The following is a 21,567-nucleotide window of genomic DNA, read 5'->3' as shown; positions in this document are numbered from 1 at the left end:
ATGCCGGCGGCGACCGCCGAACCCGCGCCGCCCGAGGAGCCGCCGCAGGTGATATCGGGGTCCCAGGGATTGAGCGTCAGCCCGTGCAGCGGGTTGTCGGTGAAGCCACGGAAGGAGAATTCCGGCGTGTTGGTGAGACCGATGACGATGGCACCTGATTTCTTCAGGTTGCGGACGACAGGTGCATCCGACGGCGCGATATAATCCTTGTTGGCGGGCACGCCGTTGAAATTCGGCCGGCCCTCGTAGTCGACGTTCTCCTTGATGGTGATGGGCACGCCGTGCAGCAGGCCGAGCGCGCCGCCCTTGGCGCGCTGCTTGTCGGCCGCATGTGCGGCCTTCAGCGCTTCCTCGCTGAGATCGACGACAACCGCGTTCAGCTTCGGATTGACGGCGCGCATCCGTTCGAGATGCGCCTCGACGGTCTCAACGGCGGAGATCGCGCCATTGCGGATCGCGGCGGCGGTCTCGACTGCCGACCACTGCCAGGCATGCCCCTTCGGACGGCGCGGCGCGGATGTCTTGACCGGCTTCTTGGCTGCCTTCTTCGCGGCCTTCGCAACGGCGCCCTTGCGGGCGGTACTCGTCTTGCTGGAGGTCTTCGTCACTTTCCTTGCAGCACTTTTCTTCTTGCTCGCCGTCTTCTTCGCCACGTCGCATCTCCAAAAAATTGCGCAACTGAGGTTATGGAGGTCACGCGAGCGTGTACAGGTGCGTTTCTGCATGGCGCGTCGCCGCGACGCTCTGCCACGGGCCGGCGCGAGAGACGCGCATGAACCTTTGGCCACGCTCTCCTGACCCATATGCTGGTTGAATAGTTGAACAAGCCACCGCCAAGATTGCGCCACCGCGATCAGGCTTTTTTTGACGCTGCCATTTTGACATCGGCAGATTGGAGCATTTTCCATGCTCACAGAATTCGACGCCGGCTACGGCGAACAACCCTTCCGCGATCTGTGCGCCAACTATCCGGGCCCCGAAGCCTACGATCCCCATGATTTCCGCATTGAATGGGGGCCGATCTTTCATCGCGGCCGGCTCGACGGATCGGCGCGCGTGCTCGTCGTCGGTCAGGATCCCGCCCAGCATGAGACCATCCTGCGCCGCATCCTGGTCGGCACCGCAGGCCGACGGACGCAAGGTTTCCTGGCCAAGCTCGGCATCACGCAGAGCTATGTGATGGTGAACACCTTCCTCTACAGCGTCTACGGGCAGAGCGGCGGCTCCAAGCACAAGAACGAGCCCGGCATCGTCGATTACAGGAACAAATGGTTCAAGGCCCTGCTCGGCTCCGGCAACATCGAGGCGGTCGTCTCGCTTGGCGGCCTCGCGGACGAGGCATGGAAGGCCTGGCTGAAGACCGCCGACGGCGCGGCCTACAAGACTCTCGCCTATCAGCACATCACGCATCCGACCTGGCCGGAAAGCTCGGCCCACGACAATGCGACGCGAGCCGCGAATACCAAGATCATGCTGACCAAGTGGAATGCCGCGCTCGCGGTTCTCGCTCCACACATCCAGCATCCGGACGTGCCAACGACGCTCGTGCCGTATGGCGACGCCTTCAAGCCAACCGAGCTCTTCGACATCATCGCAAAGGATCTTCCCGCGGGATTGCCGGCCTGGATGCGCGGAGATACGCCATGGGCCGCGCGCCAGGGCGCGGACGCGGCCGCCAAGCGGCGCACCATCACGATCACCATTCCCGACGGAGTGATCCCATGAGCCCGGCCGCAAGCCCGAAGCGATGGGCCCTGACCGGGCGGATCGTGACGATGGCGGCCGAGGGCGACGTCATCAAGAGCGGGACGATCTTCATCGAGGATAACAGCATCGCCGCGATCGTGCCCAAGGGACAGCCGGCCCCGGCGGGCTTCGAGGCCGTCGCTCCAGTCGCGACCGGCGGCACCATCTATCCCGGCCTGATCGAGCTGCATAACCACCTCAGCTACAACATATTGCCGCTCTGGCAGGTGCCGCAGCTCTACGGCAATCGCGACCAGTGGCAGAACGCCAAATCCTACAAGACGTCCGTGACCGGTCCGATGAGCGCGATCGCCCTTGCGGACGACGGCTCGCTGCTGCCGGCCCTGGTCCGCTATGTCGAGGCCAAATGCATGGTCGCGGGCACCACGACGAGCCAGGGCATCACGCTGTCGAACTGGAGCGGCACGATCCACAGATACTACAAGGGCGCGCTGCGCGCCGCCGAGATCGGCAGCCCGCCCGATCTTCCCCGGGCCCACTCGAAGATTCCCGATATCGATGCCAAGGACTGGGCGAAGTTCGACAAGGAGCTGAAATCGTCGTCGTGCTTTCTGCTGCACTTGAGCGAAGGCATCGACACCAAGGCGCATAGCCACTTCCTCGCCTTGCGCAATCCGGAAGGAGATTGGGCGATCGAACCTTCGCTTGCCGGCATTCATTGCACGGCGCTCGACGCGACCGACTTCGGAACGATGGCTGAAAATCATGCCAAGGTCGTCTGGTCGCCGCTGAGCAATCTGCTGCTCTATGGAAAAACGACTGACGTCGCGTCTGCGCGAACGGCCGGCCTCACCATTGCGCTCGGCTCGGACTGGTCGCCGTCCGGCAGCAAGAACCTGCTCGGCGAGTTGAAGGCGGCAAAGGTCGTGTCCGCACATTTCAATCTCGGCTTCAGCGACTATGACATCGTCGCGATGGCCACGCGCAACCCGGCCGCGATCCTCAAATGGGAGGCGAAGCTGGGGACGATCGCCAAGGGCAAGTTCGCCGATCTTCTGGTCGTGAAGGGCGTCACTGGCGATCCCTACGGCCATCTGATCAAATCGCGCGAGCAGGACATCGCGCTGGTCACCATCGGCGGACGACCGCGCTATGGGACGAAGACGATCATGCAAAAGGCGGGCGGAAGCGGCGAAGCGCTCAAGATCGGCAGCAGCGCACGGGTGATCGACTTCACCTCGCCCGAGCAGGATCCGGGGATCGAGAAGATCACGCTGGCGGAGGCGACGACCCGCTTGCGCGCCGCGCTCGGCAATCTCGGCACGTTGCAGCCGCATAGCATCGCGATGTCGGCGGCGATCGCCAGCGGAACGGTGTCGCGAACCGGATGGCGCCTCGCGCTTGATGAGCAGTTCGGCAACAATGTCCAATTGCGCCCGCGACTGGAATATAACGGCGTCCGGACCGGCCCCGATCTGACGGCGGTCGCAGCGGCCGCCGAGCCGCTGCATCCGATCAAGCTGGATGGCCTCACCGTGGCAGGCGATCCCGTCTTCCTGGACACGCTGAGGAGCGAACCCAACCTTCCCCAGGGAATAGGCGCCGCCATCGCCGCCTTTTATTAGGTGTCCGTCACACCAGCGGCGGATTGAGCCGCGCGAAGCCCTCCTGGATGCGATAGGGGTAATAGGGATAGGGCGGAATCACGGCGCTGACCGCGTCGAGGCGCTTGATCTGGTCCGCGCTCAGCGACCAGCCGACCGCTCCGAGATTGTCGCGCAACTGGGCCTCGTCGCGGGCGCCGATGATCACGGATGAGACGGTGGGGCGCGCCAGCAGCCAGGCGATCGCGACCTGCGGCACGGTGCGGCCGGTCTCGGCGGCAATCACATCCAGCACGTCAACCACGGCGTAAAGCCGCTGCTCATCCACCGGCGGGCCGAACTGCGCGGTGGCGTGCAGGCGACTCGCTTCCGGCAGCGGCTGGCCGCGCCGGATCTTTCCGGTCAACCGGCCCCAGCCGAGCGGGCTCCAGACCAGCGCGCCGACTCCCTGGTCGTGCGCGAGCGGCATCAGCTCCCACTCATAGTCACGGCCGAGCAGCGAGTAATAGACCTGGTGCGCGACATAACGCGGCCAGCCGTGGCGGTCCGCGATGGCGAGCGACTTCATCAGTTGCCAGCCTGCGAAATTGGAGACGCCGACATAGCGCAGCTTGCCGGCGCGCACGAGCGTATCGAGGGTCGACAGCACCTCCTCGATCGGCGTGAACGCATCGAAGGCGTGGAGCTGAAGCAGATCGAGATAATCCGTGCCGAGCCGTCGCAGCGCCGCATCGACCGAGATCAGCAGCCGCTGCCGCGACGAGCCGGCGTCGAGCGGGCCGTCGCCCATCGGCAGGCTCATCTTGGTCGAGATCAGCACCTTGTCGCGCCGGCCCTTGATCGCGGCGCCGAGGATCTGTTCGGAGGCGCCGTTGGAGTAGACATCGGCGCTGTCGAACAAATTGACGCCGGCATCGAGGCAGATGTCCACCAGCCTGCGCGCTTCCTCGGCGCCGCTGCGGCCCCAGGCGGAGAACAGCGGGCCCTGTCCGCCGAAGGTGCCGGTGCCGAAGCTGAGGACGGGGACCTTGAGGCCGGAGGCGCCGAGATTGCGGTAGTCCATGATCGCTCTCCTATTCCGCCGGACACGCTGCGACGGCCACCGTCGTGCGATCGAGCCGGAGGCTCCACAGCGCCAGCACAAGGCCGATCGCCGTAATACCGGCGGCAACCAGCGGCAGCATGGCAAGGCCGAGCCCGCGATCGATGGTGACGCCGCCAGCCCATGCGCCCAGCGCGTTGCCAAGGTTGAACGCGGCGATGTTGAGGCTGGAGGCGAGCGTGCGGCCGCTGGGGCCGGCGGCTTCCAGAACGCGCAGTTGAAGCGGCGCAACGGTTGCAAAGGCTGCGATGCCGAGCAGCAGAATCAGCGCGACGGAGAGAAGCTTGACCGACAGCACCGCGGCGAGACCAAGCAACACGATCGCGAGCGCGGCAAGCGTGCCGATCAGGGCGCGCCCGAGGCCGCGATCGGCGAGCTTGCCGCCGGCAACATTGCCGATCGCGAGGCCCGCACCGAACACCAGCAGGATCGGTGAGACCGCTTCTTCCGAAAAGCCGGTGAAGCGGGTCAGGATCGGCTGGATATAGGTGAAGACGACGAACAGGCCCGCAAAGCCGAACACGGTCATGGCAAGGCCGAGCAGCACTTGCGGACGGCCGAGCACCGCGACCTCCTCGGCAAGCGAGATCGGCTTGTCGCCGTTGCCGACATGGCCGGGCACGAACGTGGCCACCACGGCAAAGGCCACCACACCGATGACCGTCACCGCCCAGAACGCCGCGCGCCAGCCGAGCATCAGGCCGAACCAGGCGCCGAAGGGCACGCCCAGCAGCGTTGCGACCGTCAGGCCGATGAACATGGTGGATATCGCCGAGGCCCGCTTGTCCTCGGCGACGAGGCTGGTGGCCACCACCGAGCCGACGCCGAAGAACGTGCCGTGGGCGAGCGAGGTCAGCACCCGCGCGGCCATCAGCAATTCGTAGTTGGGTGCCAGCGCACAGGCGGCATTGCCGAGCGTGAAGATCGCCATCAGCGCCAGCAGCACGGTTTTGCGCGGCATCCGTCGCGTCGCCAAGGTCAATAGCGGCGCACCGACGAAAACGCCGAGCGCATAGCCGGAGATGAGCAGTCCCGCGACCGGCACGGAGACATGCATGTCGGCAGCGACCTGGAGCAGCAGGCCCATGATGATGAATTCGGTGGTGCCGATGCCGAAGGCACCGGCGGTGAGCGCGAAGACGGCGGGAGGCATGCGTGGCTCCGATGGATGAGACTGATCACGCAGATAGCCGCAGCTCGGCAAAACCATTAGAATGTCCGCAATCCAATCATTTGTGACGTGAATTCAATATGGCCCGCTTCGACACCAATCGCTCCGCCGAGATGGAGGTCTTTGTCCGCGTCGTCGACTTGGGCGGCTTCACCCAGGCGGCGCGAAAACTGCGCCTGACCCCGTCGGGCGTCAGCAAGCTGATCTCACGGCTGGAGGCCAGGCTCGGCTCGCGGCTGATTACCCGCACCACGCGCAAGCTGACGCTGACGGAGGAAGGCCAGGCCTTCTACCAGCGCGCGGTGCGCATCCTCGCCGAGATGGAGGAGGCCGAGCGCGAGGCGGCCTCGGGCGCGGCGCCACGCGGCCGCCTGGCGGTGAACAGCAACATCCCCTTCGGCATGCTGCATGTGATGCCGCTGATCCCGCGCTTCCTGGAAGAGCACCCCGACGTCACGCTCGATCTCGTGCTGACCGACACGCTGATCGACCTGATGCAGGAGCGCGCCGACGTCGCCATCCGCGTCGGCCCGCTGCGGGCCTCACGCCTGGTCGCACGAAAGCTCGGGACCAGCCGCATGGTCGTGGTCGGCGCGCCGAACTATCTCGCACGCTTCGGTACACCGAAGGCGCCGGCGGATCTTGCAGATCACCGCGGCATCGGTTGGACCTTTCCGCGCTCGATCCGCGGTTGGCCCTTCAAGCGCGGCGACCGCACCGAAGAGGCCGTGCCACCACCAGCCGCCCGCGCCAGTGACGGCGAAGCCGCCCGCCGCCTCGCACTCGGCGGCGTTGGCCTTGCCCGCCTCGCCCTCTTCCACATCGGCCCCGACATCGAAGCCGGCCGCCTCGTGCCCGTGCTGCAAAGCTACAACCCCGGCGACCGCGAGGACATCCATGCCGTCTATGTCGGCCACACCGCGCCCCTGCCCGCACGCGTGCGTGCGTTCATCGATTTTCTCGCCGAGCATGTGCAGGTGAGCGATCCCGCGCTGAAGCGCGCAGGGGACGGGAAGTGGAGGCTGGCTTAGGGACGACGAATTCGACGCTCCTACCGAAGGGGCAGGAAGATCCTGCCCCTTCGTCGTTAGAGGGTTGGGTGAAGGTTAAGGACGGGGCTCATCTCTTCGAGGAGCGAGGCGACGTTGAGCACCGTCGATTCCGCCAGCCAGGAGGAGACGATTTGCACGCCGATCGGAAGGCCGTCACGGCTCGTTCCAAACCGCATTGAGAGAGCAGGCATTCCCGTCAGGCTGAACGGCGATGTCGCGCTCATCACGTGGAACGGTGAAACCGTCACGCCATCGACGACGAGGTCCTTGAGACCGTGCTTCGTGGCCGGGAACGGGGTCACCGGACAGAGCAGTGCGTCGTAGCGCTGGAAGTATTCGGCGAAGCTGTCGCGAAGGCGCTCTATTGCCTGCTCGGCGGCGACGAAATCGGCGATCGGCGTGTCTGGCGTATCAAGGACGAGCTTGGCATGCCTGAAGATCTCGGCCTCGTGGCCGGCAGTGACCTCCTCAAACTCGCGCCGGCTTTCCATCTGCTGGAGCTGCCAGAGGACGCTGTTGGCATCGGTCTGCTCCAGCACGGGCAACCGGACCTGCTCGACGTGGCAACCGGCATTCCTCAGCGCATGGGCCGCTTCGTTCACCGTCGCGACCACCTCCGGATCGACTGGTCCAAAGATGCCCGGTGAAGCCAGCCAGCCTACCCGAACCTGACGGGTCGATTTCGTGCCTACGCCGGTATCGAATCCGGGCGAACTGATCGAGAAGCCGTCGGCACCATCGGGTCCTGCCATCAAGGAATAGGCGAGCGCTACGTCGCGAACCGAACGGGCCATCGGACCGATGTGCCAGAAGCGGCGCGGCACCCGCGGCCAGTGGCCTGTCATCGGCATTCGACCGTGCGTGGCCTTGAATCCAACGATGCCGGTATGCGCTGCCGGGCCGCGCAAAGAGATCGAGAGATCGCTGCCCACGCCGAGCGGTGACATGCCCGCGGCGATGGCGGCGGATTCACCACCGCTCGATCCGCCCGGCGTGTAGTCGAGATTCCAGGGGTTGTTGGTCCGGCCGGTCAGGAAATTGTCGGTCTCGATCGAGTAGGAAAATTCCGGAGGATTCGTCTTTGCGATGAGGATCGCGCCGGCGGCCTTCAGCCTGGCCACGACGGTGGCATCGGTATCGGGCACACGCCCCCTGAAAATCGGCGAGCCGCGCTGCGTCAGCACGCCCGCCGTATCGATCCCATCCTTGACCGTGAAGGGAACGCCGTGGAGAGGGCCAAGCTGGGTGCCCGACATCACCGCCGCTTCGGCCTTCCTGGCGTCTTCCATCGCGCCGTCAGCCAGCGTCACGATCGCGTTGAGCTGGGGATTGACCGCCGCGATGCGATCGAGATGCACCTGCATGACCTCGACGGGCGAAAGCTCCCGTTGAGCGATCAGCTGGGCGATGCGGGTGGCGTCCATTTGAACGATGTTATTGGTCATGTGATCCTACCTGTCATTTGGTAGGCTCGACATGTCCCTCGCATTTGTGGACTTCAATCCCTACCTGTCATTTGGTAGGGACACGATGAGGTGATCACGATGAGCGAAAACGCGAGAGAAGCGATCCTGGCAGCGGCGCGCAGAACGGCTCAGGCCCACGGCTATGGCGGGCTGAACTTCCGCGACATCGGGGCCGAAGTCGGCATCAAGGCCGCGAGCATCTACCATCACTTCCCCGGCAAGGCTGAGCTGGGTGCAGCGGTGGCGAGACGCTACTGGGAGGATGCGGCGGCGAGCCTCGAAGCTCTTTCCGCGGCGAACAGCGATCCGAAAAAGGCGCTGCGGGCCTATCCAGGGCTTTTTCGTCGATCGCTGGAGCAGGACAATCGCATGTGCCTCTGCAGCTTCATGGCAGCCGAATCCGACGATCTGCCGGACGCGGTGAAGACAGAGGTGCTGGCGTTCGCCGATGTCAATGTGGCGTGGCTGACCAGGATGCTCGCCGCGGCATCAGTTCCGACAAGCAAGCGCGAAACGAGGGCTCGTGCAATTTACGCCGCCGTCGCCGGCGCGCAACTGATGGCGCGCAGCCGCGCAGACCTCAAACTGTTCGATGCGCTGATCGAGAGTTATCGCGGATCGGGCCTGATCCCGGCCTGAAAGCGCACTGGCGGAGAGAGTGGGATTCGAACCCACGGTACGGTTTCCCGCACACACGCTTTCCAAGCGTGCGCCTTAAGCCACTCGGCCATCTCTCCGGAGCGCCTTCTCTTGAAGGGGCGCCGATGATTTTGCAAGGGATCGCGGGGAAATCGGGTGAATTTTCCGTAAGATATTGTATTTTCAAAGGAATATCCGGCGTTTCCAGAAGCTTTGGAACCGCCTGCGGGCTGAACCGGACGCGGGTTTGGCGCGACGATTCACTTAAGACCCATCCAACGCGACCAGGGACGCCATGACCATCCGCAAGACCATCTCTGCGCTCGGCCTGATTTCGGTCCTTGGCATCGCCTTTGCCGTACCGGTCCTGGCGCAGGTCTGCACCCGGCAGGGGGTGGACGTCAGTTGCGACGACGGGCGGCGCGGAATGCTTTCGGGTGATGCCATCCTCTGGCCGGACGGGACGCGCTCGAGCTCGACCCCGCATCCAAGCGTGATCATCGGCAACAAGAGCTCGGTGCATGTCGGGCCCGGCGTGTTCGTCGGCCAGGGCAAGGGCATGGTGCCGATGGATGATCCCAATGCGCCGAACAAGCGGCAGTGCGCGATCCTGGATGGCGTGTCGTATTGCTATTGAGGTGCGCCCTTCCTTCTCCCCTTGCGGGAGAAGGTGGCGCGAAGCGCCGGATGAGGGGTTCTATCGGCGAATATAATTGCGAGACACTTACTTGTGGAGACAACCCCTCACCCGTCTCGCCGCTGGCGCGGCGATCCACCCTCTCCCGCAAGGGGAGAGGGGAAGAGTGTCGCGCTAAATCAACCGGACACCTGATATTGCCGACTTCAGCCAGCGCAACGCCTGCGGAGGCTGCGCTGCGAGTGGCGCGACGGCGGCCTTCTCGACGCGGCACTTTTCGAGCTCGGCGACGAAATCGGCCGACCATTGCTGGATGGTATGGCCACGCAGCTTCTTCATCATCGCCTCCCAGCGCATCTTGCGCTCGGTGAGCGGCATCGCGGCTGCGACTGCGATGGCACGCGCCATGCCGTCGATGTCGTGCGGATTGACCAGCAAGGCCGTGTCGAGCTCGTTGGCGGCACCCGCAAATTTCGACAGCACCAGCACGCCGGGATCGGCCGGGTTTTGCGCGGCGACATATTCCTTGGCAACGAGGTTCATGCCGTCATGCAGCGGCGTCACCACGCCGACCTGCGCGGTACGGTAGAGGCCCGCGAGCACGGCCTGGCTGAAACCCTTGTTGAGATAGCGGATCGGCGTCCAGTCCACTTCCCCGTGGCGGCCGTTGACGTCGGTGACGAGGCGCGCGACCTCGTTCTGGAGATTGCCATAGGCCTCGATGGCGCCGCGCGAGGGATTGGCGATCTGGAGCAGCGAGATGCTGCGCGCAAACTGCGGCTGCTCGGTCCAGAGCCGGTCGAACGCACTGATGCGGTTGACGAGACCCTTGGAATAGTCGAGCCGGTCGACGCCGATCGCGAGCCGCTCACCGTTGAGGCTGCGGCGCAGCCGCGACACGTCCGGATGCGAGACCGATTTGGCAGCGTATGCGGCGAACTTCTCCGCATCGATACCGATCGGAAACACTTCACAGCGCGTGCGACCATGCTGTGAGACCACGACGCCGTCCTCGATGGTGAGGCCGAGCTCGCCGCCGGCGTAGCCAAGAAAATTCAGGCAATCTTCGTCGGTCTGAAAGCCGAGCAGATCATAGGCCAGCATCGCCGTGACCAGCTCGCGATGATTGGGCACGCCCTGCATCACCGCGGCCACGGGCCACGGCGTATGCAGGAAGAAGCCGATGGGATCGTCGACGCCGAGATCGCGCAGCTCCGCGCCGAGCGCGAGAAAATGATAATCCTGCACCCAGAATGCAGTCTGCGGTTTGCGGAAACGCATCAGGGCCCGCGCCATGAAGGCGTTGACCTCGCGATAGCTGACGTAATCGTCGCGCGAGACGCGGATCAGGTCGCTGCGCGAATGCAGCGCCGGCCACAACGCCGAATTGGCAAACCCTTCATAATAGCCGCCGTAATGCGCCGCCGGCAGATCCAGCGTCGCGATCGCGCCCGAGCCCAGCGCTTCGATCTCGGCGAAAGGCTCCTTCTGATGGCCGTCACGCACGCGGCCGGAGGATCCCACCCAGATGGCACCCGAATTCTCGACGACGGGAAGCAACGCCGCAGCCAAGCCACCCGTCATGGGTTCGTTGGGTTTTCCGCGTGCAACTCGATTCGAAACGACGACTAAGTTCACAGGTCGTCCCCTCCTGTTCATTCCACCCTGTTTAACTGATGTTCATCAATATGGTTCCTGTCATCATTTCTTCGGATTGAAACCAAAATCGGGCGCACGCGTTGGAACCAGTTTCCTTCAGAGGGAACCCGGCGATTTCATTCAACAAAGACAGCATTTGTGGTGGGGACGCGCAGCATGAATGGCGCGCGCCACGGAACCGTCACGAGCGATAATGTGGCCCTGAGATGTCGGTGCCTTATTCCAACCTTGTGTCGTCGAGCAGACGCGCAAGGAACGCACGCACATCGCTCGGTGCATCGAAGTGGCCATTGACGCCCATGGCGCGGCGGCCGACGGAGAACGAGAGCCCGTTCATGTCGGGCATGATCGCGAACACGGTTTCATCGGTGACGTCATCACCGATGAAGATCGGACGGCGTCCCCTGAATGGTTCGTGCTTCATCAGTTCGCGCACACCGGTCGCCTTGGTGAAGCCGGAATGCTTGATCTCGCAGACGAACTTGCCGGGCAGGATTTCGATCGGCGCGTTGGGCAGATCGGCGCGGATCAACGAGACGGCCTCGTAGATCGCCTTTTCCGCATGCGGCGCGAGGCGATAATGCAGCGCCAGCGAATAGCCCTTGTCCTCGAGCAGAATGCCAGGCGAGAGCTTTGCGATCGCAGCCAGGCGCCGCTTCAGCTCCTTGTCCATCGGCGGCGCATGCACGTCGTCGGCCTCGTTGCCCACCGACAGGCGCATCTCCGCGCCGTGGCCGGCAACCGCGCGAAACACGTCGGGCGCAAAGATCAGATCGATGTCGTTGAGCGAACGGCCGCTGACCATCGCCAGCGCGCCGGATGTACGCTCCGTCAGTCGATTGAGCGTCTCCGAGAGGCCCGGCGGCACCCACACTTCGCGCGGCGTCGGCATCAGGTCGAGCAGCGTGCCGTCAATATCGAGCAGGATCGCGGTTTCACCGAGATGCGGGACGAGTGCGTGCGGCACAGGCACCGCGTCGGGCGCTTCATCGTCGATCATGGGGCGCTTGTGATCCAGTTCAGCAAGTTCCGATTTCATCAGTCTACTCCATAAAGGCAAGCGGCCGCGCGACTTGTTCGAGCGATTTGCGCTCCGCCGAGACGGCGTAACGCCACGCCACGATCGCGGCAGCGATCATCAAGAATGCCCCCAGCAGATAGCCGGCAAACACGCTGGTGCGCGACCCCGTATCGATCAGCACGCCGAACAGCGCGGGTCCCGCCACGCCGCCGATGCCGGTGCCGACCGCATAGAACACCGCGATCGCCAGCGCGCGAACCTCGAGCGGAAAGGTCTCGCTGACGGTGAGATAGGCCGCGCTCGCGGCGGGCGAGGCAAAGAAGAAGATCACCATCCAGGCCACCGTCTGCCCCTGCGCGCTGAGCGCACCGATCGAGAACAGATAACCCGACAGCGCCAGCAGCAGGCCGGAGATGCCATAGGTGAGCATGATCATGATGCGGCGGCCGAGCGTATCGAACAGGCGGCCGAGCAGCAGCGGGCCAAGGAAGTTGCCGGCCGCGAACGGCAGCAGATACCAGCCGACATGGTCGGCGCTGATGCCGTAGAAGTCGGTCAGCACCAGCGCGAAGGTGAAGAAGATGGCGTTATAGAAGAACGCCTGCGCAACCATCAGCACGAGGCCGACCATCGCGCGCTGGCGAAAGGTGACGAACAGTGTGTGCACGACTTCCCTGATCGGCGTGTGATCACGCATCTTCAGGCGGATCTTGGTAAAGCGGCCCTCACTCGTATCCTGGTCATGTCCGAGCACCGAACGTTCGATCTCGTCGACGATCGCGTGGGCCTGGTCCGGCCGGCCATGGATCATCAGCCAGCGCGGGCTTTCCGGAATCCACATCCGCATCAACAGCACGACGAGGCCGATGGTCGCGCCGATGAGGTAAGCAAGGCGCCAGCCGAGATCGGGACCGATCAACGCAGGATCGAGCAGCACGATGGCCGCGACCGCGCCCATCGCCGCGCCGATCCAGAAACTGCCGTTGATGACGAGATCGGTCCAGCCACGATAGCGCGCCGGCACCAGCTCCTGGATGGTCGAGTTGATCGCGGTGTATTCGCCGCCGATGCCGGCGCCGGTGAGGAAGCGAAACAGCGCGTAGCTCGCGACATTCCAGGAGAACGCCGTCGCGGCCGTTGCGGAGAGATAGAGCGCAAGCGTGATGAAGAACAGTTTCTTGCGGCCGATGCGGTCGGTGAGCCAGCCGAAGCCGAGCGCGCCGATCACGGCACCGGCGAGATAGGCGGAATTGGCGATGCCGAGATCGAGATTGGAGAAGTGCAGCGAGGGGCTCTGCTTCAGCGCACCCGAAAGCGCACCGGCGAGCGTCACCTCGAGGCCGTCGAGAATCCAGGTGATGCCGAGCGCGAGCACAACGCGGGTGTGAAAGCCGCTCCACGGCAATGCGTCGAGACGCGCGGGAATGCTGGTCTCGACGATGCGGTCGGTCGCGGCCACCGCCGGGATCGCGGGTGCATAATTCAGCACGGGGCTTTGCTGCAGTTCCATCGCGTTGCTGGGTCATGGGGGTGCGGCAATCCGCCTGCCACCTGCGACAACGTCTGCGGCAAGGGCAGGTTCCCATAGGAACGGCGGCTAATACCGGCCGTTTCCGGTGGAGCCGCAAGGAGTTGACGCATGGCTCATGTCAGAAAGAAGACACATTCACGCAAAGCTGGCGCGCGGAAGACGAGCGCGAGGCGCAGCACCGCCGCACGCAAGATCACCAAGCGCGCCTCGCCTGAACGCTGGTCACAGCGGGTGACCGAGGAGAGCGACTCACTCGATCTCAAGCAAGGCGTCTTCAAGCTGACCAGCGCGAAGAAGATCGCGGCCTCCTTGAAGCGCTCGGCCGAACACAGCTCACGGCGCAAGACGGGCGCCTATCGCTCGGCGCTGTCGATGCTGACCTTCTACATCAACCGTGCCGGCAAGACGCTGCCGAAGACGCAGCGCACGCGGCTGGAACGGGCGAAGATAGAGCTGAAGCGGGCGTTCGGGCGGGAGTGATTCTTACGCCGCCCGGATATTCGCCATGAAGCGGTCGAGCTCGGCGCGCAGGCGGGTGCTTTCGGATGACAGCGTCTTGGCCGAGTTCAGGACCTCTTCCGAGGCAGAACCGGTCTCGGCAGCGCCGCGGTTGACTTGGCCGATGTCGGTGGCGGCGGTCTGGGTGCCCTGCGCGACGGTCTGAACGCTGCGCGCGATCTCCTGGGTCGCCGCGCCCTGCTGCTCCACCGCGCTCGCGATCGAGGTCGAGATCGACGAGATCTGGCCGATGGTGGCACCGATCTCCTTGATCGCGGCAACCGACTCGGCCGTCGCGCCCTGCATGCCTGCGATATGCGAGGAAATCTCGTCCGTCGCTTTCGCCGTCTGGCTCGCCAGCGACTTCACTTCGCTGGCGACGACCGCGAAGCCGCGCCCGGCTTCACCGGCGCGCGCCGCCTCGATGGTGGCGTTGAGCGCCAGCAAATTGGTCTGCTCGGCGATCGCCGTGATCAGCTTGACGACCTCGCCGATCTGCTGGGCGGCATGCGAGAGTTTGCCGATGCGGCCGTCGGTTTCCTTGGCCTGCACCACGGCATTCTCTGCGATTCGGCTGGAATCGCGGACCTGGCGGCCGATCTCCTCGACCGAAGCCGAGAGCTCTTCGGTCGCGGTCGCGACCGACTGCATGTTGCTGGAGGCCTGCTCGGAGACGCCGGCGACCTGGCTCGACAGGCTCTGCGTGGTCTCGGCGGTACGGGTCAGCGTGGACGCCGCCGATTCGAGCTGCACGGCGGAAGCCGAGACATTCGACACGATGGCGCCGACCGCGCTTTCGAAATCGTCGGCGAAGCGAATCAACTCGGAACGGCGGCTTGCCGCCTGCTCGCGGTTCTGGGCTTCGCTGGCGGCGGCATCGCGCTCGGCCTTGGCCACCGCCTGAACCTTGAATTCCTCGACCGCACCGGCCATCTCGCCGATCTCGTCCTTGCGGCCAAGGCCCGGCAGCACGACGTCGAAATTGCCCGAGGCGAGCTCGCGCATCGCCTTGCACATCGCGATCATCGGACGCGAGATGCCGTTACCGAGCATCAAGGCGAGCGCGGCGCCAACGGCAAGGCCGCCCAGCGCCAGCATCAGCATCAGCCGTTCGGTATCCAGGATCGTCGCATTGGCGCTGGTCTCGATGCGCTGCTGATCGGCGGTCAGATCCGAGCGCAGCTCACCCGAGAGCTTCAGGATGGACGCCGCCGTCTTGGTCATCTCGCCATTCGACTTGACGATGATTTTCACATTTTCGGTCAGCTTCGAGAACGAGGTGCGGTACTGCTTCAGCAGATTGCCGATCTCGGTGACGCGGTCGGTGATCTTCTGGTCGTTGGCATAGATCGAGACCAGCAGGGTCTCCAGGAACTTGATGCGGGCGATCACGCCGTCGGCGGTCTTGGGCTCCGGCTTGGCGACGAAGGCGCTGACCGAGGTGGAAACCGCGAGATATTGCGAAGTCACGTCCTTGGCCGTGGTCTGGACCGAGTTCAGGCCCGCCAGCGCCGCGGTATCGGCGAGATCGTCGAACTTGAAGCGGATCTTGTTGCCGACGCTGTTGAGCTCGTCGGCCGCAATCTTGTTGTTCTCGCGCGTGAGGGTGATGATCTCACCGAACACCTTGGTGAAGCGCTGGAATTCGGCTTCGAGCTTGCCAACCTGCTCGCGGCGCGCGGCGCCGGTCGTCGCCGCCGATGATTTGGCGATCGCGCCCTTCAGATTTTCTTCGGCGGCCTTGGCTGCTGTCTCGTCGTCCGTGGCCCCGGTCAACGTATAGGCCCGCGCCAGCCCCTGATAGGCGATCAGCTCGCGGTCAACGGTCCGCGCCAGATCCGCTTCCGCCACGCTGCTCCGGTAGGAGGCGACGGCGGCCTGGATCCGTTCGAAGCCGAAATAGGCGAAAGCCATGCTGACGGCGAGGATGGCCAGCACCGCCACGAAGCCCAGGATGATTTTTGCACGAAAACGCAAGGTGAGCAGCTTCGATGTGTTCGGCTTCGACTTGACGGGCATTCCCCACCCCATTCCATTCGCGGAAAACCAGGCGCAGCCCGGGAGCAGCCCGCTCCCCGACTCCTCCGCACGGTAAGGGGCAAAGGATAAGCCACAGTAAATTTATGGCGTCGCAACTTGCGGTTAGGTGACGCGGGAATGTTAAAGCGGGCTTTCCCGCGCCATGACAAATTGAGTGCCGGCACCGATCCCCGCGCGTCGTCCCGGACAGGCGGAGGCTGGCGCGGCAGCGAGGACTTCCGATGCAGCGAGCCTTATGCCGCCCGGATATTCGCCATGAAGCGGTCTAGTTCGGCGCGGAGACGGGTGCTTTCGGATGACAGCGTCTTTGCCGAGTTCAGCACCTCTTCCGAGGCAGAACCGGTCTCGGCGGCGCCGCGGTTGACCTGGCCGATATCGGTGGCGGCGGTCTGGGTGCCCTGCGCGACGGTCTGAACGCTGCGGGCGATCTCCTGGGTGGCCGCGCCCTGCTCTTCCACCGCGCTCGCGATCGAGGTCGAGATCGACGAGATCTGGCCGATGGTGGCGCCGATCTCCTTGATCGCGGCGACCGACTCGGCTGTCGCGCCCTGCATGCCTGCGATATGCGAGGAAATCTCGTCGGTGGCTTTCGCCGTCTGGCTCGCCAGCGACTTCACTTCACTTGCAACCACCGCAAAGCCGCGGCCGGCGTCGCCGGCGCGCGCCGCCTCGATGGTGGCGTTGAGGGCCAGCAAATTGGTCTGCTCGGCGATCGCCGTGATCAGTTTCACCACCTCGCCGATCTGCTGGGCGGCATGCGAGAGTTTTCCGATGCGGCCGTCGGTTTCCTTGGCCTGAACGACGGCGGCCTCCGCAATGCGGCTGGAGTCACGGACCTGACGGCCAATCTCCTCGACCGAAGCCGAGAGCTCTTCGGTGGCGGTCGCGACCGACTGCATGTTGCTGGAGGCCTGCTCGGAGACACCGGCGACCTGGTTCGACAGGCTCTGCGTGGTTTCGGCGGTGCGCGTCAGCGTCGACGCGGATGATTCGAGCTGCACGGCCGAGGCCGAGACGTTGGACACGATGGCGCCGACGGCGCTCTCGAACTCATCGGCGAAGCGGATCAGCTCGGAACGGCGGGCGGCACTCGCCTCCCTGTTCTGGACTTCGCTGGCGGCGGCATCGCGCTCGGCCTTGGCCACCGCCTGAACCTTGAATTCCTCGACCGCACCGGCCATTTCGCCGATCTCGTCCTTGCGGCCAAGGCCCGGCAGCACGACGTCGAAATTGCCCGACGCCAGCTCGCGCATCGCCTTGCACATCGCGATCATCGGACGCGAGATGCCGGTGCCGAGCAGGAAGGCGAGGATCGCACCCAGCAGGGTACCGCCGACGGCCAGCATCAGCACCAGTTGCTCGGTCTGCCCGATCGTCGCTTCCGATTCGGAATCCAGCCGCTGCTGCTCGGCGACGAGGTCCGCCTTCAGGGCGGTGGCGCCCTGGAGGATCGCGCCGGCATAGCCGGTCATCTCGGTGACGAGCCCGTCGACCATCTTGGCGTTGGCGATCAGCTTCTCTAGCGATTCGCGGTAGGCCGTCAGCAGCCCCTTGGCGTCCTTCAGGCCGGCGACGATCTTGTCGTCCATCGAATAGACCGCGCCGAGCGAGTTCTCGACGAATTTCAGCCGCGCCAACGCGCTGGTCGCAATCGCCTGGTCTGATGTCAGCACGAAATTGGTCGCCGCAGAGCTGGCGGTCTGGAACTGGGCGTTGACCTGCTTGGTGCCGAACTCGATCGCCTGCGCCTCGGAATCGGAGGCGTTGTTGCCGATGTCGTCAAGCTTGTATTTCAGGAGGTTGGCGTTGCGCATGAGCTGGTTCTGCACCAGCAGCGCGCTGTCGCGCTTGGCCTGGAGGACCTTCGCGAAGGTCGCAGAGAAGTTGGAGAATTCCTTGGCGAGCTTGCCGAGGCTTTCCTGTCGGGCCGGCTTCTTGGCGCTCTTGACGGCCTGGTCGATCGCGCTCTTCAGGCTGGCCTCGGCGTCCAGGGCCGCCTTGGCGTCATCTTCCTTGCCGGTGACAACGAAATAGCGGACCGCCGAGCGGTAGGCGAGCAGCTCGCGGTCGATGTTGCGGGCGAGGTCGGCCTCCGAAACGCTGCTGCGGTAGGACCCGACCCCGGCCGAGACCCGCTCGAAGCCGAAATAGGCGAAGGCCATGCTGCCGGCGGAGATGACCAGCACCGCGGCGAACCCCAGGACGATCTTGGCGCGGAACCTGAGAGTCGGAAATATGGTGCGCTTAGACGGCGACGCGACACGCCCGGACATTCCCAACCCCCGTTTTTCATTTCAGCCGTGGTCCGGAGGCGCCCCGCCTCCCAACCCGGATGCGCAAAACTAGGGCAGAATCAATAAGGGGCGGTAAATTCGGCTGGCCTGTGCAATTTCCGGCCTGATCGGCCATAGGCCGACCGGATCGGTCCGAGGCGACCAAAATCCTAGTTGCCAAGCCCGGGGGCCGCGGTCTCTAATTAGAAACAATCAAAATCGATCCCGGGAGGACTTCAACCGTGTCTACAGTCAAACTGACGGTGAACGGCAAGGCCGTTGCTGTCGACGTCGAGGACCGCACGCTGCTGGTCCATCTGCTGCGCGATCACCTCAACCTCACCGGAACCCATGTCGGGTGCGACACCAGCCAGTGCGGCGCCTGCGTCGTCCATATGGACGGCAAGGCGGTGAAATCCTGCACCATGCTGGCCGGCCAGGCCGACGGCGCCAGCGTTACCACCATCGAAGGCATCGCCAAGGGCGACGAGCTGCACCCGATGCAGGCCGCCTTCCGCGACAATCACGGCCTGCAGTGCGGCTATTGCACCCCGGGCATGATCATGTCGGCGATCGACATCGTGCACCGCCATGGTGACCAGCTCGACGAGACCACCGTCCGCCACGAGCTCGAAGGCAATATCTGCCGCTGCACCGGCTACCACAACATCGTCAAAGCCGTGCTGGACGCGGCCGGCCGCATGAAGGTCTCGCAGGCGGCCGAGTAAAGCGGCTCGCCTCGAAAGAAGAACCACCGCTGCCGCTTTCGAGGGAAAGCGCAGTCGAAACAATTCCGGTCGGGAGGACCAGACATGGGTGTTGAAGGCATCGGCGCGCGCGTCGTGCGCAAGGAAGACAAGCGTTTCATTACCGGCAAGGGCCGCTACGTCGACGACATCAAATTGCAGGGCATGACCCATGCCCATTTCGTCAGAAGCCCGCACGCGCATGCCAAGGTGAAGGGGATCGACTCCTCCGAGGCGCTGAAGATGCCGGGTGTGGTCGCGGTGCTCACCGGACAGCAGATCGTCGACGACAAGGTCGGCAACCTCATCTGCGGCTGGGCCATCACCTCCAAGGACGGCAGCCCGATGAAGATGGGCGCATGGCCGGCGATGGCGCCGGAGACGGTGCGCTTCGTCGGTCAGGCCGTCGCGGTCGTGATCGCCGACAGCAAGAATCTGGCGCGCGACGCGGCCGAGGCCGTGGTCGTGGACTATGAAGAGCTGCCGGCGGTTGCCGATGTTCACGCGGCGATCAAATCAGGCGCGCCGCAGCTTCACCCCGAAGCTCCCGGCAATCAGGTCTATGACTGGGTGATCGGCGACGAGGGCGCGACGGATGCCGCCTTCGCCAAGGCCGCCAATGTCGTCAAGCTCGACGTCACCAACAACCGCCTCGCCCCGAACGCGATGGAGCCGCGCGCGGCGATCGCGGACTACGACGCGGCGGAGGAGCACTTCACGCTCTATACGACGTCGCAGAACCCGCACGTCGCCCGCCTCGTGCTGTCCGCGTTCTACAACATTGCACCCGAGCACAAGCTGCGCGTGATCGCCCCCGACGTCGGCGGCGGGTTCGGCTCGAAGATCTTCATCTATCCCGAGGAGATGGTGGCGCTGTGGGCCTCGAAGAAGGTCGGCCGTCCCGTGAAATGGACCGGCGACCGCACCGAGGCCTTCCTCACCGACGCGCATGGCCGCGACCATGTCACCCATGCCGAGATGGCATTCGACGCCAACAACAAGATCACCGGGTTGAAGGTGAAGACCTACGCCAATTTCGGCGCCTACATGTCGCTGTTCTCGTCGTCCGTGCCGACCTATTTGTACGCGACGCTGCTGTCGGGCCAGTACAACATCCCGGCGATCCATGCCGAGGTGGTCGGCGTCTACACCAACACGACGCCGGTGGATGCCTATCGCGGCGCGGGCCGTCCCGAGGCCAGCTACCTGATCGAACGTCTGATGGAGACGGCGGCGCGGCAGCTCAAGGTGGATCCGGCGGCACTGCGCCGGACCAACTTCATCACCACGTTCCCGCATCAGACGCCCGTGATCATGGCCTATGACACCGGCGACTTTAATGCCTCGCTCGATGCGGCGATGAAGGCGATCGACTATGCCGGCTTCGCCGGCCGCAAGGCCAAGGCGAAAGCCGACGGCAAGCTGCGCGGCATCGGCGTGTCCTGTTACATCGAGGCCTGCGGCATCGCGCCGTCGAAGGCGGTCGGCAGCCTCGGCGCCGGCGTCGGTCTGTGGGAATCGGCCGAAGTGCGCGTCAATCCGGTCGGTACCATCGAGATTCTCACGGGCTCGCACAGCCACGGCCAGGGTCACGAGACGACGTTCTGCCAGCTCGTCGCGGAGCGCCTCGGCGTTCCGATCAGCCAGGTCTCGATCGTCCATGGCGACACCGACAAGGTGCAGTTCGGCATGGGCACCTACGGCTCGCGCTCGGCGGCCGTCGGCCTCACCGCGATCCTGAAGGCGATGGAGAAGATGGAGTCCAAGGCCAAGAAGATCGCGGCGCATGCTCTGGAAGCTTCCGAGGGCGACATCGTGATCGAGAACGGCGAGTTCAAGGTGGCAGGCACCGACAAGGCCATCGCCTTCCCGATGGTCGCGCTCGCGGCCTACACCGCGCACAATCTGCCTGACGGGATGGAGCCGGGCCTGAAGGAAAGCGCCTTCTACGACCCGACCAACTTCACCTTCCCGGCCGGCACTTATATCTGCGAGCTCGAGGTCGACCCTGGTACGGGCAAGACGTCGTTCGTCAACTTCGTGGCGGCCGACGATTTCGGCCGGCTGATCAACCCGATGATCGTTGAAGGTCAGGTCCATGGCGGCCTCGTGCAAGGCATCGGCCAGGCACTGCTCGAGCACGCGATCTACGACGCCAACGGCCAGCCGGTCACGGCCTCGTTCATGGACTACGCCATGCCGCGCGCCGATGACGTGCCCTCGTTCAACCTCTCCCACACCACGACGCTGTGCCCGGGCAATCCCTTGGGCATCAAGGGTTGCGGTGAGGCTGGCGCGATCGGCGCCTCCGCGGCCGTGATCAACGCGATCACGGATGCGATCGGCAAGAACAACCTGGAAATGCCCGCAACCCCTGATCGGGTGTGGCGCACGATCCACGCGGCTTAAGGGAGGAACGAC

Annotated in this window: 17 protein-coding genes and 1 tRNA gene; 8 read left to right on the top strand and 10 right to left on the bottom strand. The window is 64.6% G+C overall.

What is annotated here, in order from left to right; all coding sequences use genetic code 11:
• Positions 1-653: amidase family protein (locus PMI42_RS20815; RefSeq protein WP_008137683.1), on the bottom strand; the 653-nt coding region annotated here is incomplete at its 3' end.
• A gap of 253 nt (positions 654-906) precedes the next feature.
• Here PMI42_RS20815 and PMI42_RS20810 point away from each other — a divergent pair.
• Together PMI42_RS20810 and PMI42_RS20805 are read left to right on the top strand one after the other, a co-directional pair.
• A complete protein-coding gene (locus PMI42_RS20810) occupies positions 907-1,725 on the top strand; it encodes a uracil-DNA glycosylase family protein (RefSeq protein WP_008137682.1) in 819 nt (272 codons plus the stop codon).
• Positions 1,722-3,332: an amidohydrolase family protein gene (locus tag PMI42_RS20805; protein ID WP_008137680.1), complete on the top strand. Its 1,611-nt coding sequence runs from the start codon at positions 1,722-1,724 to the stop codon at positions 3,330-3,332. The genes PMI42_RS20810 and PMI42_RS20805 overlap by 4 nt, the downstream gene beginning before the upstream one ends.
• 7 nt (positions 3,333-3,339) lie before the next feature.
• Here the strand turns inward: PMI42_RS20805 and PMI42_RS20800 are convergent, their stop codons facing one another.
• Positions 3,340-4,374 (bottom strand): aldo/keto reductase, encoded by a 1,035-nt coding sequence (locus PMI42_RS20800; protein WP_008137678.1) that lies wholly within the window; start codon positions 4,372-4,374, stop codon positions 3,340-3,342.
• 10 nt (positions 4,375-4,384) lie between these two features.
• On the bottom strand, positions 4,385-5,566 hold the full coding sequence (locus tag PMI42_RS20795) for an MFS transporter (RefSeq protein ID WP_008137677.1): 1,182 nt from the start codon (positions 5,564-5,566) through the stop codon (positions 4,385-4,387).
• A 98-nt stretch (positions 5,567-5,664) separates the two neighbouring features.
• Here PMI42_RS20795 and PMI42_RS20790 point away from each other — a divergent pair, with 98 nt between their 5' ends.
• Positions 5,665-6,615 carry a LysR family transcriptional regulator gene (locus PMI42_RS20790; protein ID WP_008137676.1) on the top strand — a complete coding sequence of 317 codons (951 nt, stop codon included), beginning with the start codon at positions 5,665-5,667 and terminating at the stop codon, positions 6,613-6,615.
• Between the two features lie 56 nt (positions 6,616-6,671).
• Here PMI42_RS20790 and PMI42_RS20785 read toward each other — a convergent pair whose 3' ends face one another.
• On the bottom strand, positions 6,672-8,081 hold the full coding sequence (locus tag PMI42_RS20785; protein WP_008137674.1) for an amidase: 1,410 nt from the start codon (positions 8,079-8,081) through the stop codon (positions 6,672-6,674).
• Between the two features lie 99 nt (positions 8,082-8,180).
• Between PMI42_RS20785 and PMI42_RS20780 the strand changes: the two genes are divergently transcribed.
• A complete protein-coding gene (locus tag PMI42_RS20780) occupies positions 8,181-8,741 on the top strand; it encodes a TetR/AcrR family transcriptional regulator (protein WP_008137673.1) in 561 nt (186 codons plus the stop codon).
• A gap of 8 nt (positions 8,742-8,749) precedes the next feature.
• Here the strand turns inward: PMI42_RS20780 and PMI42_RS20775 are convergent.
• Positions 8,750-8,839 (bottom strand) — tRNA-Ser (locus PMI42_RS20775).
• A 197-nt stretch (positions 8,840-9,036) separates the two neighbouring features.
• On the opposite strand from PMI42_RS20775, the gene PMI42_RS20770 reads away from it, so the two are divergent.
• Complete coding sequence (locus PMI42_RS20770; protein WP_008137672.1) at positions 9,037-9,378, top strand: hypothetical protein; 342 nt, start codon at positions 9,037-9,039, stop codon at positions 9,376-9,378.
• Between the two features lie 174 nt (positions 9,379-9,552).
• Here PMI42_RS20770 and PMI42_RS20765 read toward each other — a convergent pair whose 3' ends face one another.
• From PMI42_RS20765 to PMI42_RS20755, 3 genes are all read right to left on the bottom strand, one after another.
• A complete protein-coding gene (locus tag PMI42_RS20765; protein WP_008137670.1) occupies positions 9,553-11,016 on the bottom strand; it encodes a trehalose-6-phosphate synthase in 1,464 nt (487 codons plus the stop codon).
• A gap of 238 nt (positions 11,017-11,254) precedes the next feature.
• Positions 11,255-12,076: a trehalose-phosphatase gene (otsB, locus tag PMI42_RS20760; protein ID WP_008137668.1), complete on the bottom strand. Its 822-nt coding sequence runs from the start codon at positions 12,074-12,076 to the stop codon at positions 11,255-11,257.
• A gap of 4 nt (positions 12,077-12,080) precedes the next feature.
• Complete coding sequence (locus tag PMI42_RS20755) at positions 12,081-13,568, bottom strand: MFS transporter (RefSeq protein ID WP_008137666.1); 1,488 nt, start codon at positions 13,566-13,568, stop codon at positions 12,081-12,083.
• A 129-nt stretch (positions 13,569-13,697) separates the two neighbouring features.
• On the opposite strand from PMI42_RS20755, the gene PMI42_RS20750 reads away from it, so the two are divergent.
• On the top strand, positions 13,698-14,069 hold the full coding sequence (locus tag PMI42_RS20750) for a DUF3175 domain-containing protein (protein ID WP_008137664.1): 372 nt from the start codon (positions 13,698-13,700) through the stop codon (positions 14,067-14,069).
• A gap of 3 nt (positions 14,070-14,072) precedes the next feature.
• Here PMI42_RS20750 and PMI42_RS20745 read toward each other — a convergent pair whose 3' ends face one another.
• On the bottom strand, positions 14,073-16,106 hold the full coding sequence (locus tag PMI42_RS20745; protein ID WP_008137663.1) for a methyl-accepting chemotaxis protein: 2,034 nt from the start codon (positions 16,104-16,106) through the stop codon (positions 14,073-14,075).
• A 254-nt stretch (positions 16,107-16,360) separates the two neighbouring features.
• A complete protein-coding gene (locus tag PMI42_RS20740; RefSeq protein WP_008137661.1) occupies positions 16,361-18,400 on the bottom strand; it encodes a methyl-accepting chemotaxis protein in 2,040 nt (679 codons plus the stop codon).
• 242 nt (positions 18,401-18,642) lie between these two features.
• On the opposite strand from PMI42_RS20740, the gene PMI42_RS20735 reads away from it, so the two are divergent.
• Together PMI42_RS20735 and PMI42_RS20730 are read left to right on the top strand one after the other, a co-directional pair.
• Positions 18,643-19,128 carry a (2Fe-2S)-binding protein gene (locus PMI42_RS20735; protein ID WP_008137659.1) on the top strand — a complete coding sequence of 162 codons (486 nt, stop codon included), beginning with the start codon at positions 18,643-18,645 and terminating at the stop codon, positions 19,126-19,128.
• 84 nt (positions 19,129-19,212) lie between these two features.
• Positions 19,213-21,555: a xanthine dehydrogenase family protein molybdopterin-binding subunit gene (locus PMI42_RS20730; protein WP_008137658.1), complete on the top strand. Its 2,343-nt coding sequence runs from the start codon at positions 19,213-19,215 to the stop codon at positions 21,553-21,555.
• Positions 21,556-21,567 lie beyond the last annotated feature (12 nt).

This window comes from Bradyrhizobium sp. YR681 (genome assembly GCF_000282615.1).
In the GTDB taxonomy this organism is placed as follows: Bacteria; Pseudomonadota; Alphaproteobacteria; order Rhizobiales; family Xanthobacteraceae; genus Bradyrhizobium.
This window is presented reverse-complemented; position numbering and strand designations above follow the sequence as displayed.

Excerpts from the sequence above, each read along its gene's own strand:
- PMI42_RS20810 (WP_008137682.1), top strand. The coding sequence starts at position 907 with ATGCTCACAGAATTCGACGCCGGCTACGGCGAACAACCCTTCCGCGAT.
- PMI42_RS20805 (WP_008137680.1), top strand. The coding sequence starts at position 1,722 with ATGAGCCCGGCCGCAAGCCCGAAGCGATGGGCCCTGACCGGGCGGATC.
- PMI42_RS20800 (WP_008137678.1), bottom strand. The coding sequence starts at position 4,374 with ATGGACTACCGCAATCTCGGCGCCTCCGGCCTCAAGGTCCCCGTCCTC.
- PMI42_RS20795 (WP_008137677.1), bottom strand. The coding sequence starts at position 5,566 with ATGCCTCCCGCCGTCTTCGCGCTCACCGCCGGTGCCTTCGGCATCGGC.
- PMI42_RS20790 (WP_008137676.1), top strand. The coding sequence starts at position 5,665 with ATGGCCCGCTTCGACACCAATCGCTCCGCCGAGATGGAGGTCTTTGTC.
- PMI42_RS20785 (WP_008137674.1), bottom strand. The coding sequence starts at position 8,081 with ATGACCAATAACATCGTTCAAATGGACGCCACCCGCATCGCCCAGCTG.
- PMI42_RS20780 (WP_008137673.1), top strand. The coding sequence starts at position 8,181 with ATGAGCGAAAACGCGAGAGAAGCGATCCTGGCAGCGGCGCGCAGAACG.
- PMI42_RS20770 (WP_008137672.1), top strand. The coding sequence starts at position 9,037 with ATGACCATCCGCAAGACCATCTCTGCGCTCGGCCTGATTTCGGTCCTT.
- otsB (WP_008137668.1), bottom strand. The coding sequence starts at position 12,076 with ATGAAATCGGAACTTGCTGAACTGGATCACAAGCGCCCCATGATCGAC.
- PMI42_RS20755 (WP_008137666.1), bottom strand. The coding sequence starts at position 13,568 with ATGGAACTGCAGCAAAGCCCCGTGCTGAATTATGCACCCGCGATCCCG.
- PMI42_RS20750 (WP_008137664.1), top strand. The coding sequence starts at position 13,698 with ATGGCTCATGTCAGAAAGAAGACACATTCACGCAAAGCTGGCGCGCGG.
- PMI42_RS20745 (WP_008137663.1), bottom strand. The coding sequence starts at position 16,106 with ATGCCCGTCAAGTCGAAGCCGAACACATCGAAGCTGCTCACCTTGCGT.
- PMI42_RS20740 (WP_008137661.1), bottom strand. The coding sequence starts at position 18,400 with ATGTCCGGGCGTGTCGCGTCGCCGTCTAAGCGCACCATATTTCCGACT.
- PMI42_RS20730 (WP_008137658.1), top strand. The coding sequence starts at position 19,213 with ATGGGTGTTGAAGGCATCGGCGCGCGCGTCGTGCGCAAGGAAGACAAG.